This is a genomic window from Pseudomonas sp. GP01-A4 (genome assembly GCF_058780865.1).
Map to the genome: position 1 here is coordinate 20,399 of NZ_JBYSWF010000056.1, position 15,083 is coordinate 35,481.

Here is a 15,083-nt window from a genome sequence, read left to right on the forward strand (position 1 = left end):
GACAGCAAGCTATTTACAGACAACCGGCCAATATTCTTACCAACTTTTGCGCCCGCGGGTCCATAAGTACATAAGGGCCCAATGTATTGGTCACGAAACCAAAGGCTACATCATGTTCCGGATCGGCAAACCCCACCGAACCACCGGCCCCGGGATGCCCAAAGGCCCGTGGGCCAAGGCCGAACGTGGCGTTTGGCACGTGCGGTTGATCCAACATGCAACCCAGCCCGAACCGGGTTTGTGTCAATAAGGTTTTATCCGGGCCGATACTGTGTTCGCGGGTCAACTCTTCGAGCATATCGGCTTCCAGCAAACTACCGTCGAGCAGCCCACTATAAAAACCCGCCAGACTTCGCGCATTACCGTGACCATTTGCCGCTGGCTGCTGCATACGCCGCCATTCGGGTTTATTAGTGCTGGTCAGAATAGACGGTGGATTGGTAAATGCACGGGTAGTCATCGCCGTCGGCTCGCGCATCGTTACTTGAAGTAAACGTTGTGCCGCCTCATCGCCAACATTGCCCTTGCCTCGGGCTATATGGGCAACTCGATAAAACTCTTCATCTGCCAACCCCACATGAAAATCCAGGCCCAGTGGCCGTGCAACCCGGGCCACGATGGACTCGCCCGGCCCACGACCGTCGGCGCGGCGCAGCAACTCGCCCACCAGCCAACCATAGGTAATCGCCGCATAACCGTGCCCTTCCCCGAGCTTCCACCATGGCGCTTCGGCGGCGAGGGCGTCGACCATCATCTGCCAGTCGTACAGGGCTTCGGCGGGCAGCGTTTCACGCAGGGCCGGCAACCCGGCCTGGTGACAGAGCAGATGGCGCAGGGTGATGGCTTCCTTGCCCGCGGCAGCAAACTCCGGCCAGTACTTGGCGACCGGCGCATCCAGCTGCAACTTGCCTTCGGCCACCAGTTGCAGCGCCGTGACGGCAGTAAAGGTCTTGGTGCAGGAGAACAGATTGGCAATGGTGTCGCTGTGCCAGGCCTCGGCACCGTCCTTGTCGGCGGTACCGGCCCACAAGTCGACGACGGTTTCGCCGCCAATCTGGATGCACAGCGCGGCACCACGTTCCTGAGGGTCGTCGAACAGCGCGGCGAAGGCTTCACGCACCGCTTCGAATTGAAGCTCGTAATGACCCTGAATCTGCACCTAAGCCCCCTTGGAAAAGTACTACAGTAAGTGGCCGACATTGTTCCAGCCATTGAGCGATTTGTGAACCCGCTCTCGTCGATCAGCCCCCATCAATGACCTTTGCCGGAATGCCCGCCGGAATGCTCTGCACCCGGCGCTGCTGCATTGCCTTCACGCCCGGGCTTGCCGCCCTCACCGGCGTGGACCGCTGCGGCAGCCTTGGCCTTTTCGGCTTCCTTGCCCAGTTGATCGACGGCAGCCAGGTTACTTTTGCGCACACTGTCGACAAACCCCTGGAACGGCACATCGGTGATGCCGACCAGACCGAAATGGCCGTTTTCGCCGTCAAGCAAACGGCCGGTAACCGGCTGGTCCAGGTACTGGAACCAATGCACGCCGACAATCGACGGTTCGGCCATGGCCTGCTTCAGGAAGTTGGCGTAGGCAACCCCACGATCCTCTTCCCGAGCCAACTGCGTCACGCCGCCCCAGAACGGGCCGCGGTCCGCCGAGCCGAAGTTGAATTCGGTGATCAGCACCGGCTTGTCCAACGTCCGCAGGGCCGCGAAGTCGTAGCCGTCCTGAGGCTTGAGCGTGTACATGTTGAAGCTCAGCACATCGCAATATTGCGCGCAGGACGCCACCGCTTCCGGCGTGCTGACCGCGTATCGGCCACCCAGCAACAGTTGGTTGGGCGCATGCCATTTCAATGCATCGGAGATGGTCTTGAAGTAGGCGTCGGCAAAGGTCTTCTGGAAGTACTTGAAGTCCGCTTCGATTTCCGGGTGCTCCGGGCTTGGCATTGGCGGCACAAAGCCCGGGTCTTCCATCAGTTCCCAGGCGGGCAGCTCGATGCCCCAGGCCCTGGAAAGCCCCTCCTGGTTGCGGTACTTGTCGCGCAATTGCTTGAGAAACGCGCGCTTGGCCGGCACGTCGGTGGTCATGCGCAGGGTGCCGTAGGCCAGGGCATAGCGGGATTTCGCATCATCACCGGGACCGGCCCAGGCCAGTTCGTTGTCGGCAAAGAAGCCGATCAGCCACGGGTCGTCGCGATGGTCACGGGCGGCAATTGCCACCGCACGCTCGGTGGCCATGGCGAAGCGCGGGTCGAACGGGTCGGGCATGCCGCCCCACCAATCGGTGCCGGTGCTGATGCTCGCGTAATCACCGACGATCGACAGTGGCAAGGTGTAAGGCACGCGGTCGGCGGTCGCCAGCTGCGGCGCACTCCAGTTGCCGACAGTATTGAAACCCCAGGCCCGCAGGCGGTCGAGGGTGTGGCTGACCCAGCGTTTCTGGTCGAAACCTTCCGGAGCACAAGGTGCCGGCGGCACGCACGGCTGGCCATAGGTACGCTGCAGGTTGGCGCCATAGAAGTCGTACCAGCGGCCGACATTAAAGCTGCGCCCCTGATCGGCACCATTGCCGCTGCGGCTGTCACCGCTGCCGTAGTATTTGTCGAAAGGCTCGCCGGCCTTGGGCAGCGCGGCAAACATCCATTCGCGGCCCGCCACGTAGGTCTGGCTGTTGTCCGGGGCGACGGTGTTGACGCCCAGGGAGTAGAACGGATGGCCTTCCGGTGTCACCAGGTACCAGCGCCCGTCGCGCTTCTCGGTGCGGAAAAAGCCGCTGGCGTCAAAGGCCGGGCCCTTGTTCCAGCCGCCGAATTTGTCCAGGGAGGCCTTGTCGCGCTCGGCCAGCCAGCCCTTGAGCTGTTGCTGTTCCTTGACCGCTGCGGCCCTCAACTGCTCGTCGCTGCTGACTTTCTCCGGCCACCGGGCGCGGGTGGACTGCCCATAGGCGTCCACCAGATCGCTGTAGGTAGCCTTGAGTACCGGCGCGATGTCCTGCACGCCAAAGCGTTCGAGCAAGATGCTTTGGGCAACGTTCGGCTTGATCATCGACAGGGTCACCGACACGATCTGGCTGCGGTCGATCTCCCCTTCGCTGCTGGCCAGCAGCACGCGCTGGCCATCGACAGTGATCGGCATCGGCGGGCCGGCCTTCATCCCCTGGCTCAGGGGCGAGTTGGCTTGCAGCGGAATCAACAGCGTTTGCGCGGGACCGGCTGGCAGGTCGATACGGCTGAACAGCGTTCGGCCGTCATTGCTCTGCACCTTGACGTACAGGGTCAGCGCCCAGTCCATCGCACTTTGAATCCGCAGGCTCATGGCACCGGATTGCGACCAGTCCCAGGCGCCGGTCTGCGGGCTGAGCACCAGGCTCGGTTCGGCCGCCGGGTTGAAGGTGATACGGCGCAGCACTTCGCCTTCAGCGGTTTGTTCGGCGTTGTATTGTGGCAGGCTGGCGTCCTGGGTCGCCACCTTGACCACATCGGCGGGCCGTACAAAGTTGAACAAGGTTTGTTGCCCGGCAGGCGCAGCCAGCAATGGCGCGGCAAACAACAGGGCAAAAACAGCGGGCAGCGTGCGAATCATGTGAACAAGGTTCTCCCAAACGGCCGGTGACTGGCCTGATGACGTGAAGCGATGGTGAGATAGACCACAAAGTGGGCGAATTCGCCCACTGGGCCTTAAGAAATTTCCCGCCGAAACGGCGGTAAAGCATTCAGGATAGCTTTCCCATAGCGCTGGGTAACCAGACGCCGGTCAAGCAAGGTGATGGTGCCGCGATCTTCTTCGGTACGCAGCAGGCGCCCGCAGGCCTGGACCAGCTTCAAGGAGGCGTCCGGCACCGAGATCTCCATGAACGGATTACCGCCCCGGGCTTCGATCCATTCGGCCAACGCGGCCTCCACCGGATCATCCGGTACCGAGAACGGGATCTTGGCGATCACCACGTGTTCGCAGTAAGCGCCGGGCAAATCCACACCCTCAGCGAAACTCGCGAGGCCGAACAGCACGCTGGAATCGCCGCCATCTACCCGCGCCTTATGCTTGTTCAGGGTTTCCTGTTTCGACAGGTTGCCCTGGATAAACACCTGCTTGCGCCAGTCACGGTCGAGGCCGTCGAACACGTCCTGCATCTGTTTGCGGGACGAGAACAACACCAGCGTGCCCCGGGAACCCTCTACCAATGAGGGCAGGTCACGAATGATCGCCGCCGTGTGGGCCGGCGCATCCCGTGGGTCGGCTTTGAGGTCCGGTACCCGCAGCACACCGGCGTCGGCGTGATGGAACGGGCTTGGCACCACGGCGGTGACCGCCTTTTTCGGCAGCCCGGCGCGCATGCGGAAGCGGTCGAAGGTGCCCAGGGCCGTCAGCGTAGCCGAGGTGACCAAGGCACCGTAGGCCACGTTCCACAGATTGCGTCGGAGCATTTCCGCCGCCAGGATCGGGCTGGCGTTGACCTCGATATCGAACAGCGCACCGCTTTCCGACAGGGTCAGCCAACGGGCCATGGGCGGGTTGTCTTCCGGGTCTTCGACGGTAAAGGCGGTCCACAACTCCCAGTTGCCCTGGGAACGGGACAGCAGGCTGCCAAACAGCGGGTACCATTCTTCAGCCTGATTGCTGGCGATGCCGATATTGACCTCGCCATCCATGCCTTCCTTGAGCAAATCGGTGAGACGGGTGAACAAGTCGGTCAAGCGCGAAAAGCCCTTTTTCAGCTCGACGCCCATTTCGCGCATGTGCTCGGGGATCAGCCCGCCAACGAAACGATGGCGCGGCCGTTCGCGACCTTCCACGTCTTCGCCGGGCTTGAAGTCTGCCACCTGCTCGCAGGCGCTGAACATGAATTGCTGCTGGGTCTTGATCTCCCGCGCCAGCTCCGGAACCTGCTCGATCAACTTGCCCAGGTCGCCCGGCAGCGGGTGCTGGGCGAGCAACTTGGTAAGGTTCTTGGCGGTGGTTTCCAGCCAGTCGGCGGTGGAGCGCAGCCGCGTGTAGTGAGCAAAGTGGCCGATGGCCTTGTCGGGCAGGTGATGGCCTTCGTCGAACACGTAGAGTGTGTCGCGCGGGTCGGGCAACACGGCGCCGCCCCCCAGGGCCAGGTCGGCGAGGACCATGTCATGGTTGGTGACAATAACGTCTACCTTGCCCATGCCCTCCCGGGCCTTGTAGAAGGCGCACTGGCCGAAGTTGGGGCAATGACGGTTGGTGCACTGGCTGTGATCGGTGGTCAGGCGCGCCCAGTCGGCGTCTTCCAGGGCATTGGGCCAGCTGTCGCGGTCGCCGTCCCATTTATTGCCCGCCAGTTTCTCGATCATGCTGGTAAACAGCTTCTGACTGACCTCATCGACTTCGATCTTGAAGCCTTCTTCTTCGAACAGCGAGGCAGTGGCGGTTTGCGCGTGACCTTCCTGCAACAGCACGTCGAGCTTGGACAGGCACATATAGCGCCCACGGCCCTTGGCCAGGGCGAAGGTGAAATTCAGGCCGCTGTTGCGCATCAGGTCGGGCAGGTCCTTGTAGACAATCTGCTCTTGCAGGGCGACGGTGGCGGTGGCAATCACCAGGCGCTTGCCGGCGGCCTTGGCGGTGGGGATCGCCGCCAGGCTGTAGGCCACGGTTTTACCGGTACCGGTGCCGGCCTCGACGGCCACCACGGCGGGGTCGCCACTGCGCCGACCTTCGTCGTCGGTGTCGATATCCCCGAGGACCTTGGCGACTTCGGCGATCATCAGGCGCTGGCCGTACCGCGGTTTCAAGCTCTTGGCTTCGAGAAAACGCGAGTAGGCGCCCTGGATCGTGGTTTTGAGTTCAGTGCTGATCATGGATAGTCGGGCGCAAAAAACGCTGGATAAATTTTCAGTGGTTCGGATCGGCCGCTATCATACCCCGCTAATTAATCCCGCGCAGAACGGAGTACCCCAATGACCGTCTTTAGCTTCGCTTACACCCTGCATGTACTGGCCGCCCTGACCTGGGTCGGCGGTATGTTTTTCGCCTGGATGATCCTGCGCCCCGCCGCCGTGGCCGCGCTGGACGGGCCGGCCCGGCTGAAACTCTGGGTAAATGTGTTTCAACGTTTTTTCGTGTGGGTCTGGGTGGCGGTGCTGGTGTTGCCGATCAGCGGTGTCGGCCTGCTGCAACTGCGCTTCAGCGGGTTTGAGACCGCGCCGCGTTATGTACAGGTCATGATGGGGTTGTATGTGGTGATGACGGCGCTGTTTATCCGGATTCAGGCGCTGAAGTTGCCGGAGCTGCGCGTGGCGGTGGCGGCTGAGGATTGGTCGGCCGGGGCTGCGGCCTTGGGGCAGATTCGTAAATTGGTGGGGATCAACTTGATAGTGGGGTTGGTGCTGGTGGCGATTGCTTCGGCACGGCCGATGTTCTGAAGCGCCTAGTAGACCGCTTTCGCGAGCAAGCCCGCTCCCACATTTGGAATGCGTTTCAAATGTGGGAGCGGGCTTGCTCGCGAAAGCGTCAGGCCAGTCGCCTCAGAGCCTCTGAATGGTCACAGCACCCGCAGGCCCCGCTGGCCCCGGCTGCCCTTCCAACCCGGCCCGGCCCTTTTCGCCGCCATCCGCGCGGTACACCAGGCACCCCTTGGACTGCCCGCCTTTACCCGGCTTGCCCGCCGTGCCCGCCAAGCCACCGGCTCCGCCGTCCACCCAGACCTTGATTTTCTCGCCCGGGAAGTCCTGCGGCAATTCCACACGAACCTGCGCGCCCGCCGCGCCCGGCAGCCCGTCGCCGCCGTTGTCGCCATTGGCACCGCGCCCGGCCGAACCCCAGGTGCAGCCCGGGTCTTCGCCGTTGGCACCATCCAGCCCGGCATAACCCTGGGCACCCGCGCCACCGCGGGCATCCACCGACAGCTCATCGGCCGTCAGCGAGTTAATCCGCAACACCAGGTCACGCCCCGCCTTGGCCGGGCGCTCATGGGTACCGGGAGCGCCGCGTGAGGTGATCTGGCTGCCCTGCTCCAGCTGCGCCTGACGCACCTGCAGTTGCAACGTGGTGCTACCGGGCACGATGGCGATTCGCGCGTCGCGGCCCAGGTGCAGTTCATCCACGGTCACCTGGGTGATATTGGCGGGAATCAGCAAGGTGCCGTAATCCGCCACGTCCAGTCGCTCCAGTTGCAACACACCACTGCTGTTGGGCAGGCGCATCAACGAGTTGGTCTCGACGCTGACGCTCTGGGCCAGGGCAATGGGGCTGACCAGCAGGGCCAACAGAAAAACCTTACGCATGATTGGCCTCCTTGTTTACATCATTAGCCGGTGTCGGCGTCGAAAAGCTCTGCACATGGAACATACCCACCAGCAGGATCTGCAAGCGGTCACGCCAGGGATGGGCACGGGTTTTCACACTGCCGTTGAACAACAGCAGTTCCAGAACATGGGTCAGCAACAACAGGCTGCCGGCCAGGTTGACCAACAGGTGGAACGGGTTGATCAGCGGTGTGATCAGGTTGACCACCACCACGACCCAGAACAGCAACGTCAAGAATTTACCCAGCCCCCAAAACACCTTCATCCCGCACGCTCCCCTTGCACATTATTCTTTGGGCGCACAGTAACGACTTCTACAGGCGTTGTGCCAGTGAAGGATTAAAAAATTGATGAAGGGGCCCCTGGGGATTCCGCAGGGGCCTTGAGGCGGGGTCAGCGGTTGATCTGGATTTCCACGCGGCGGTTCAGCGCGCGGCCATCAGCGGTTTTGTTATCGGCTACGGGGTGGCTTTCGCCGGCGCCGGTCACGGAGACAAAACTGCTGCGCGGGATGCCGGAACTGACCAGGTAGTCGGTCACCGAATGAGCGCGTCGTTCAGAGAGTTTCTGGTTGTAGGCATCTTTACCGACACTGTCGGTATGCCCGCTGACGCGCAGTTGCGCACTCGGGGCCTCTTTTTTCAGGCGGGTGGCAATCACGTCGAGCTTGGTTTTGTCGGCAGCCGTGAGCTTCGCGGAGTCGAACTCGAAGTGCACGTCACGAATCACGATGGTTTCTTCCTTGACCACCACCACTTCCTCTTGAACCACCGCTACCGGCACCGGAGGGCAGCCATTGGCGTCGACCTGCACGCCTTTTGGCGTGCCAGGGCACTTGTCGCGGCTGTCCGGTACGCCATCGCCGTCCTCGTCACCGTCGCCATGCACCCAGCAATAGGCGCCAGCCATGCCGCCAATCAGCAGCGCGCCGTAGCCTGCATAGGACGAGCTTTGGGTCGCACCAATGGCAGCACCGGTCACACCGCCGACGGCGGCACAGGTGGGCCAGTCGGTTTTTTGCAAGCCTGCGCAACCTGTCAATACTCCGGTTAGCAGAACCAAGGGTAGAGCTGTCCGCATGATGCTCATCTGACTTTCTCCTGAGGGGATCGGCGGGGGCCGACGAGTGGAGTAAAGACGGCTCTTTTCATCTGCGCCAGCGTGTCACAGCCCAGTATTCATTGGGCCGAGCGGTTTATTCTCGCCGCCCGCTCTAGGCCCGCACGCTCAGGCAGGCTAGTCTCTACGGTCCTGATGTGAGGATCTTCGATGACTGCCGGTATTTCTTCCCGTACACCCCAGCAAGCGCTCGCTGCGCTGCTTGATCTTCACGCGCCCAAACGCCTGCTGTTATTGGGCGCCAGCCAGTTCCCGGCGCTGGATGCCTTTAAGGAAGCACACCCGGATACCGTGGTGTCCTTCGCCGAGCCCGGCCCCTTGCCCACCGACCTCGCGGCCCAGCGTTTTGACCTGGCACTGGCGGTCGGTTGCCTGGAACACCTGTCAAAACCTGCGGGCCTGACCCTGCTGGGGGGCATCCGCAACCTCAATGCCAGTCGCATTGCGGTGCTGGTGGACCTGGAGGCCTGCCACTGGAAAGACACCGATTTCTTCTCCCTGGCCCTGCAAGCCAGCGAGCGTTTCCAGCGCGACGATCAGGTTTTGACGCTGTTTACCTATGATCTGCTTGACTATAAACAGGTGCCGGATTGGCTGAACGCCCGCTTCTGGGCCAACCCGCAAAACTTTGGAAAGTATTGGTGGTAACCCAATGAGTACATCCATTTGCCCCTGCGGCAGTGGCAACCTGCTGGATGCCTGCTGCGGTCATTATCACGCCGGCCACCCGGCCCCCTGCGCCGAAGCGCTGATGCGTTCGCGCTACAGCGCCTACGTGTTGGGACTGGTGGACTACCTGGTGGCAACCACCCTGCCTGCGCAGCAAGCCGGGCTGGACACGGCCGCCATCGGCGCCTGGAGCGCCCAAAGCACCTGGCTGGGCCTTTCAGTGGAAAGCTCCGAGGTGTTCGGCGGCCAGCCGGAACACGCCTTCGTGACCTTTACCGCTCGCTGGCATGACAGCACCGGCGAACACAGCCACCGCGAGCGCTCATCTTTCGTACAGAACAATGAGCACTGGTACTTTATCGACCCGACAGTGGACGTGAAGGCCGGGCGTAATGACGCCTGCGTGTGTGGCAGCGGGCAGAAATTCAAGAAGTGCTGTTCCGGCTACCTCTGACATTCATTGATACCCGACAGGCTCTCGCTTGCTATGCTGACTCTTCACACGGAGTAACGGCATGGTTTCTCAGGCGCGGGTATTCAGGACTTACAGCCTTCTGCTGGCATTGATGCTGGGGCTCTCCGGCTGCGCGTCGTGGTTCGCCGACGATACGCCCGCCCCCGAGGTGCGTCTGGTCAAGGTCGACCCCGTGCGGGTCAAGTTGCTGGAGCAGAAGTTCAAGCTGTATTTCCGCGTGGATAACCGTGACAACAACGACCTGACCGTACGCGGCCTGGTTTACAAGGTCAGCCTCGGCACGATGGTGCTGACCGAAGGCGAGTCCAACGAATGGCTGACCGTGCCACCCCACAGCCACGCTTTTTTCCGGGTATCGGTGCGCACCAACCTGTGGCCGCAGATCCGCGATGTGGTCGACATGCTGAAAAATCCGCGCGATCCCGTGCCCTATCGTCTTGAAGGCGAGTTGAAAACCGGTTTATTTATCGGGAACGACGTGCAGGTGTTGCGCAATGGCGAGATAATCCCCGGCGATTTTATTCCGGAGCGACATCGATGACTCAGCAACCCCATGTCCATGGTCCCGACTGCAACCACGATCACGATCATCATGATCACGACCACGGCCATGTCCACGGCCCGAACTGCGGCCACGCTCACCAGGAGCCGGTGCGCAATACGTTGAAGGACGTGGGTCGTAACGATCCTTGCCCGTGCGGCAGCGAGAAGAAATTCAAGAAGTGCCACGGGGCTTGAGTTAAGAAACCCGATTCTCGAAACACTGCACATCCAAATGTGGGAGCGGGCTTGCTCGCGAAAGCGCAGTGTCAGTCAACCTCTCTGTTACTGATACACCGCTTTCGCGAGCAAGCCCGCTCCCACATTTAGTCTGCATTTCAAGGCTGCGATTTGCGTTGAAACAACACCACCACCTCCAACCCCCCACCCTCCCGATTGCTCAAGCTCAACCGCCCGTCATGGGCACTGGCGATCGTATGCGCGATACTCAGCCCCAGCCCGTAACCACCGGTTTCCACATTGCGTGAGCCTTCCACCCGGTAAAACGGCTCCATCACCTGTTCCAGTTGTTCCTGGGGAATCCCCGGCCCACGGTCGCTGATGACAATCTTCAAGCTGTCCGCCTTGTCCTCTACCCGCACCACCACCTCGGAGCCATAACGCACCGCGTTCTCCAGCAGGTTCTGCACGCAACGCTTGAGACTGCGGGCATACCCCGGCAATGGCTGTTTGGCCCGCCCTTCTATCGTCACCGTCTCGCCCACGTCCTGCAGGTCCGCCTGCAAGCTTTGCAGCAAGGCGTTGATGTCGATGTTCTGGCGCTTCTCGTTGATTTCGCCGCTGCTGACGAAGTCCAGGGTGCTGGAAACCATGTGCTCCATTTCTTCCAGGTCGCTGCGAAAACGTTCCTTGGTGCGGTTGTCGTCGAGCATTTCTGTACGTAACCGCAGGCGCGTAATGGGCGAGCGCAGGTCGTGGGAAATCGCCGCCAGGAAGCGCGTGCGCTCGGCGATATTGGCGATCAGCCGCTGCTGCATGGCATTGAACGCCTGGGCGGCGCGGCGCACTTCGGTGGGCCCATCGAGGGCCAGCGGTGGCCGCTGGATGTCCCGGCCCAAGGCTTCGGCAGCCTTGGCCAGGGCGTTGAGCGGGCGAATGGCCAGGCGCACCGCCACCAGGGCAATGATCACCAGCACCAATACCCGCAGCAGATAAATGCGCATCACGTAATCGAACAGCAAGTCCATCGGGGAAGTACTGGTCCAGCCTTGTTCCTCGGTGGCCTGCACTTGCAGCCAGCGCCCGTCCGGCAAACGCAGGTCAATCAGGAATTGCCCCACCACAGGCCTGGAGCTGAGCAGAGTCGACAGCCCGGCATGCTGGCCCTCGGCATCCAGCAACTTGAGGCTCAACAGATGCAGGTTCTGGGTGTAGCCGGTTTTCTCCGAGAGCACTTTATTCAGCAAGCGCTCGGTGGCCTGGTCGCTGTCGCTGATGCTGCTTGTCACATCACTGGCCTGGTCACTCAGGGTCAGGCGAAAGCGCGGCGTATCGAGCAGCTTGATCAGCACATCCGCCTGCGCCGGATCGCTGTGTACCAGCCGCACCACGTCCGCCAGCCGCGTGGCGATCAGCCGGCTGGGGATTTCCAGCACCTGGCCGTGGCGCATGTCGTACCAGATGCTGCTGGTCAGGGCCTGGGCCGCGAGCATGCCGCTGACCAGGATCAGCACCAGCCGGCCGAACAGCGAACGCGGCAGCAGTTTCACGATTGCAGCGCCACGTCGTCGGCGGTGAGCATGTAACCCTCGTTGCGCACGGTCTTGATCAACCCGGCCGGCAACTGCGAGCGCAGTCGGCTGACGCACACATCAATCGAGCGGTCGAACGGCGTGCTGTCTTTGTCGAACACGTGGTTGAGCAAAAAGTCGCGGCTCAGCGGCCGGTTGGGATGCTGCAACAACAGGCGCAACACCCGGTAATCGGAGTTGCCGAGGCTGACCACCACGCCTTCCGGCGAAAGCAATTGGCGGGCCCGGGTGTCCAGCTGCCAGCCGGCAAAGCTGATGCTCGGTGCTTCATCGAGCCGCGCCCGGTCCGGAAAACTCTGCACCCGGCGCAGCACCACCTTGATCCGCACCAGCAACTCCCGCGGGTCGAACGGCTTGGGCAGGTAATCGTCGGCGCCGATTTCCAGGCCGACGATCCGGTCGATCAGCGTGCCCTTGGCGGTGAGCATGATCACCGGCGTGTTGGAGCTGACGCGCAATTCGCGGCACAAACTCAGGCCGTCTTCGCCGGGCAACATCAGGTCGAGGACGATCAGGTCGATGACATTCAGCGCCAGGCGGCGGCGCATTTCCTTGCCGTCGCCGGCGGTGGACACCTGGAAGCCGGCGTCACTCAGGTAGTCGCACAGCAATTGGCGGATTTGCGGGTCGTCATCAACGATCAGCAGGTGGTCTTGCTTGGCCATGGGGCAATTCGTCCGAAACTCAAAAGGCAGGAGATAGCCGAAACTTCAGCCAGGAGTACGCGCAAATGTAATGGAATGTTGTGGGAAGCGGTAATCACGCATCCGCATTACAAAGCCACGGCATGGCGGCCGGTATCGGTCTTTAGACTACCGAATCTAAATGAGATTAATTGTAATTTAGCCTAGGTCACTCTGAATGCCATTGCCTACCCCGCGCGCCCTGTCGCTGCAATCAACCCTTGCGCCGATGTTCGGCCTGCTTGCCGCCGGCAGCGTTTCTCCCACCGCCTGGGCCGATGCGCCGGTGGCGGCGTCGAATGATTCAGTGCTGAGCCTGCCGGAAATCAAGATCGACGGTGAAGCCACTTCCGCCTTTAAAGTCGACCGGGTGACCTCGGCAAAAATCAGCCAGCCGCTGCTTGATGCCCCGCAAAGCGTAACCATCGTCCCGCAGCAAGTGCTCAAGGAGCAAAACGCGCAGACCTTGCAGGAAGTGTTGCGCAACGTGCCGGGCATCACCTTCATGTCCGGCGAAGGCAACCTGGGCTGGGGCGACCTGTTTTCGATTCGCGGGTTTTCCTCGGAGCAGAGCCTGACCGTCGACGGTGTGCGCGATGCCGGCCAATCGACCCGCACCGACACCTTCAACCTGCAACAGGCAGAAGTGTTCAAGGGCACCGGCTCGATCGAATCCGGCGTTTCCGCGGTAGGCGGCAGCGTCAACCTGGTGAGCAAAGAGGCGCATCTGGGGGATGCCAACAAACTCTCGGCCGGCATCGGCACCGACAGCTACCGCCGCCTCACCGGCGATTTCAACCAACAACTGAATGACACCACCGCCCTGCGCATCAACCTGATGAAGCACTACAACCAGGTGGCCGAGCGTGACGACGTGGACTACGACCGCTGGGGCATCGCGACCTCCCTCGGCTTCGGCCTGGGCACCGACACCCGCCTGTTTATCGACACCTTCTACCAGAAGGACGACAACACGCCGGACGGCGGTGTGCCGATCCAGCGCGGCACCGACGGCGACCGCATGCCGGGAGTCAAGCGCTCCAACTGGTATGGCGACTCGCACCTGTACACCCAGCAGACCAAAACCACTTCGCTGACCACCCGCTTCGAGCATGATTTCGACTGGAACGAAGCGACCCTGAAGAACCAGACCAAGTGGGAGCGTACCGACAACTTCGCGGTGCTCTCGCCCGCGCGCTTCTTCGCCGCCAACGGCAATGGCCAAAAAACCTGCACCGGCACGCGCTGTGCGACCTTGGGCTACACCGGCGTAGGACCGATCAGCCAAGTGCCCGGCAGCACGGTAAATGCCTACCCGGGATACGCCAACAGCGGTAACACCGCCTACGGTATTTTGCGAGGGAGCGACTTCGGCCAGTCGACGCGCTATACCATCCTCGACAACCAGACCGACTTCGCCTTCAAGCTCAATACCGGCGGGCTGGAACACGCGGTGGTCAGCGGGCTCGAGTTCTATCACGAGACCTACGGCGGCCTGAAACGCAACGCCGAAGTGCCGGCCGGCGATCTGTTCTTCGACATGAACGACCCGAACCACAGCTTCGCCAGCAACGAAGTGACCAAGGGTGAAGGCCAGCCACGCTCAGTGATCGACAACGCCGGCATCTACCTGGGCGATACCGTCACCCTGAATGAACAGTGGCAAGTGCTCGGCTCCCTGCGCTACGACAACTGGCAGGCCAAAACCACCCAGCGTGGCCAAGCGTCCATCGACAGCACCGACGGTGCCGTGAGCGGCCGGGTCGGCGCGGTGTACAAGCCGTTGCCTAACGGCAGCATCTACGTGTCCTACAGCGAAGCGGCACAACCGTCAGCCCTGGGCGCGTCGACCAACAACCAGATCTACGGCGCCGCGAGCACCAGCAACTACACCCCGGCCAAGTCGAAGACCTACGAGATCGGCACCAAGTGGGACATTGCCCACGACCTGCTGAACGTCACCGCCGCGATCTTCCGCACAGAACTGGACAACTCCTGGGAATACCAGGACGGCGAAAGCGCTCCGGTACGCGCCCTCCCCGCCAAGCGCGTAGACGGTGTGGAACTGGGCCTGCAAGGCAATATCAGCCCGCGCTGGACGGTGTACAGCGGGTTCTCCGCGCTGAAAAGCACCCAGACCAAAGGGGCCAACAAAGGCGAGGAAGCCAAGAACGTTCCCGACCTGACCGCCAACCTGTGGACCACCTACGCCGTCACCGACGACCTGAGCCTGAGTTACGGCGCGCAATACGTAGGACGCCGCCGCTACAGCGATAACAAGTACGTCGGCGGCCTGAACAACAACAGCAGCTACGCCACCGGCCCGTCCGGCGTGTACGCGATCTACACCCGCGACCACGAAAAGGCGCCCGGCTACTGGCTCAACAACGTGGCTGCGCAATACAAAGTGACCAGGCAAACCACGGTCAACCTCAACCTGAACAACGTGTTTAACAAGTTCTACTACAGCCAGATCGGCGCGTCCCTGGACGGCTTCCAGCTCTACGGCATTCCGGGCGCCGGGCGCACGCTCACCGCCAGTGTCGACTATGAGTTTTAA

At 61.8% G+C, this 15,083-nt stretch carries 14 protein-coding genes; 6 read left to right on the plus strand and 8 right to left on the minus strand.

Features of this window, described 5'->3' with window-relative positions; all coding sequences use genetic code 11:
* Positions 1-13: 13 nt before the first annotated feature.
* The 3 genes from AC3WKX_RS25720 to dinG all read right to left on the minus strand — a co-directional run bounded on the left by AC3WKX_RS25720 (position 14) and on the right by dinG (position 5,819).
* Positions 14-1,159 (minus strand): EstA family serine hydrolase, encoded by a 1,146-nt coding sequence (locus AC3WKX_RS25720; RefSeq protein WP_003211696.1) that lies wholly within the window; start codon positions 1,157-1,159, stop codon positions 14-16.
* A gap of 92 nt (positions 1,160-1,251) precedes the next feature.
* Positions 1,252-3,579 carry a beta-galactosidase gene (locus AC3WKX_RS25725; RefSeq protein WP_008432094.1) on the minus strand — a complete coding sequence of 776 codons (2,328 nt, stop codon included), beginning with the start codon at positions 3,577-3,579 and terminating at the stop codon, positions 1,252-1,254.
* A 95-nt stretch (positions 3,580-3,674) separates the two neighbouring features.
* A complete protein-coding gene (gene dinG / locus AC3WKX_RS25730; protein WP_008432096.1) occupies positions 3,675-5,819 on the minus strand; it encodes an ATP-dependent DNA helicase DinG in 2,145 nt (714 codons plus the stop codon).
* Positions 5,820-5,918: 99 nt separating this feature from the next.
* Between dinG and AC3WKX_RS25735 the strand changes: the two genes are divergently transcribed.
* Positions 5,919-6,383, plus strand: coding sequence for a CopD family protein (locus tag AC3WKX_RS25735; protein ID WP_102606296.1), 465 nt, complete (start codon positions 5,919-5,921; stop codon positions 6,381-6,383).
* A gap of 102 nt (positions 6,384-6,485) precedes the next feature.
* On the opposite strand, the gene AC3WKX_RS25740 is transcribed toward AC3WKX_RS25735, so the two are convergent.
* The 3 genes from AC3WKX_RS25740 to AC3WKX_RS25750 all read right to left on the minus strand — a co-directional run bounded on the left by AC3WKX_RS25740 (position 6,486) and on the right by AC3WKX_RS25750 (position 8,354).
* On the minus strand, positions 6,486-7,244 hold the full coding sequence (locus AC3WKX_RS25740; RefSeq protein ID WP_003213707.1) for a hypothetical protein: 759 nt from the start codon (positions 7,242-7,244) through the stop codon (positions 6,486-6,488).
* Positions 7,237-7,530, minus strand: a complete 294-nt coding sequence (locus AC3WKX_RS25745) for a DUF1145 domain-containing protein (protein WP_087694264.1) — start codon at positions 7,528-7,530, stop codon at positions 7,237-7,239. Before AC3WKX_RS25745 ends, AC3WKX_RS25740 begins: the two co-directional genes overlap by 8 nt.
* A gap of 128 nt (positions 7,531-7,658) precedes the next feature.
* On the minus strand, positions 7,659-8,354 hold the full coding sequence (locus AC3WKX_RS25750) for a PA1041 family peptidoglycan-binding anchor lipoprotein (RefSeq protein ID WP_008432103.1): 696 nt from the start codon (positions 8,352-8,354) through the stop codon (positions 7,659-7,661).
* A gap of 180 nt (positions 8,355-8,534) precedes the next feature.
* Between AC3WKX_RS25750 and AC3WKX_RS25755 the strand changes: the two genes are divergently transcribed.
* From AC3WKX_RS25755 to AC3WKX_RS25770, 4 genes are all read left to right on the plus strand, one after another.
* Positions 8,535-9,032 carry a DUF6231 family protein gene (locus AC3WKX_RS25755; protein WP_008432105.1) on the plus strand — a complete coding sequence of 166 codons (498 nt, stop codon included), beginning with the start codon at positions 8,535-8,537 and terminating at the stop codon, positions 9,030-9,032.
* 4 nt (positions 9,033-9,036) lie between these two features.
* Positions 9,037-9,507: a YchJ family protein gene (locus AC3WKX_RS25760; protein ID WP_003213699.1), complete on the plus strand. Its 471-nt coding sequence runs from the start codon at positions 9,037-9,039 to the stop codon at positions 9,505-9,507.
* 61 nt (positions 9,508-9,568) lie between these two features.
* Positions 9,569-10,069: an LEA/WHy family protein gene (locus tag AC3WKX_RS25765; RefSeq protein WP_102606297.1), complete on the plus strand. Its 501-nt coding sequence runs from the start codon at positions 9,569-9,571 to the stop codon at positions 10,067-10,069.
* Positions 10,066-10,266, plus strand: a complete 201-nt coding sequence (locus AC3WKX_RS25770; RefSeq protein WP_003213695.1) for an SEC-C metal-binding domain-containing protein — start codon at positions 10,066-10,068, stop codon at positions 10,264-10,266. The genes AC3WKX_RS25765 and AC3WKX_RS25770 overlap by 4 nt, the downstream gene beginning before the upstream one ends.
* Before the next feature lie 140 nt (positions 10,267-10,406).
* Here AC3WKX_RS25770 and AC3WKX_RS25775 read toward each other — a convergent pair whose 3' ends face one another.
* Entirely contained in the window at positions 10,407-11,798 is a 1,392-nt protein-coding gene (locus AC3WKX_RS25775; protein ID WP_102606217.1) for an ATP-binding protein, read from the minus strand.
* A complete protein-coding gene (locus AC3WKX_RS25780; RefSeq protein ID WP_003213692.1) occupies positions 11,795-12,505 on the minus strand; it encodes a response regulator in 711 nt (236 codons plus the stop codon). Before AC3WKX_RS25780 ends, AC3WKX_RS25775 begins: the two co-directional genes overlap by 4 nt.
* 196 nt (positions 12,506-12,701) lie before the next feature.
* On the opposite strand from AC3WKX_RS25780, the gene AC3WKX_RS25785 reads away from it, so the two are divergent.
* Positions 12,702-15,083, plus strand: a complete 2,382-nt coding sequence (locus tag AC3WKX_RS25785; protein ID WP_102606218.1) for a TonB-dependent receptor — start codon at positions 12,702-12,704, stop codon at positions 15,081-15,083.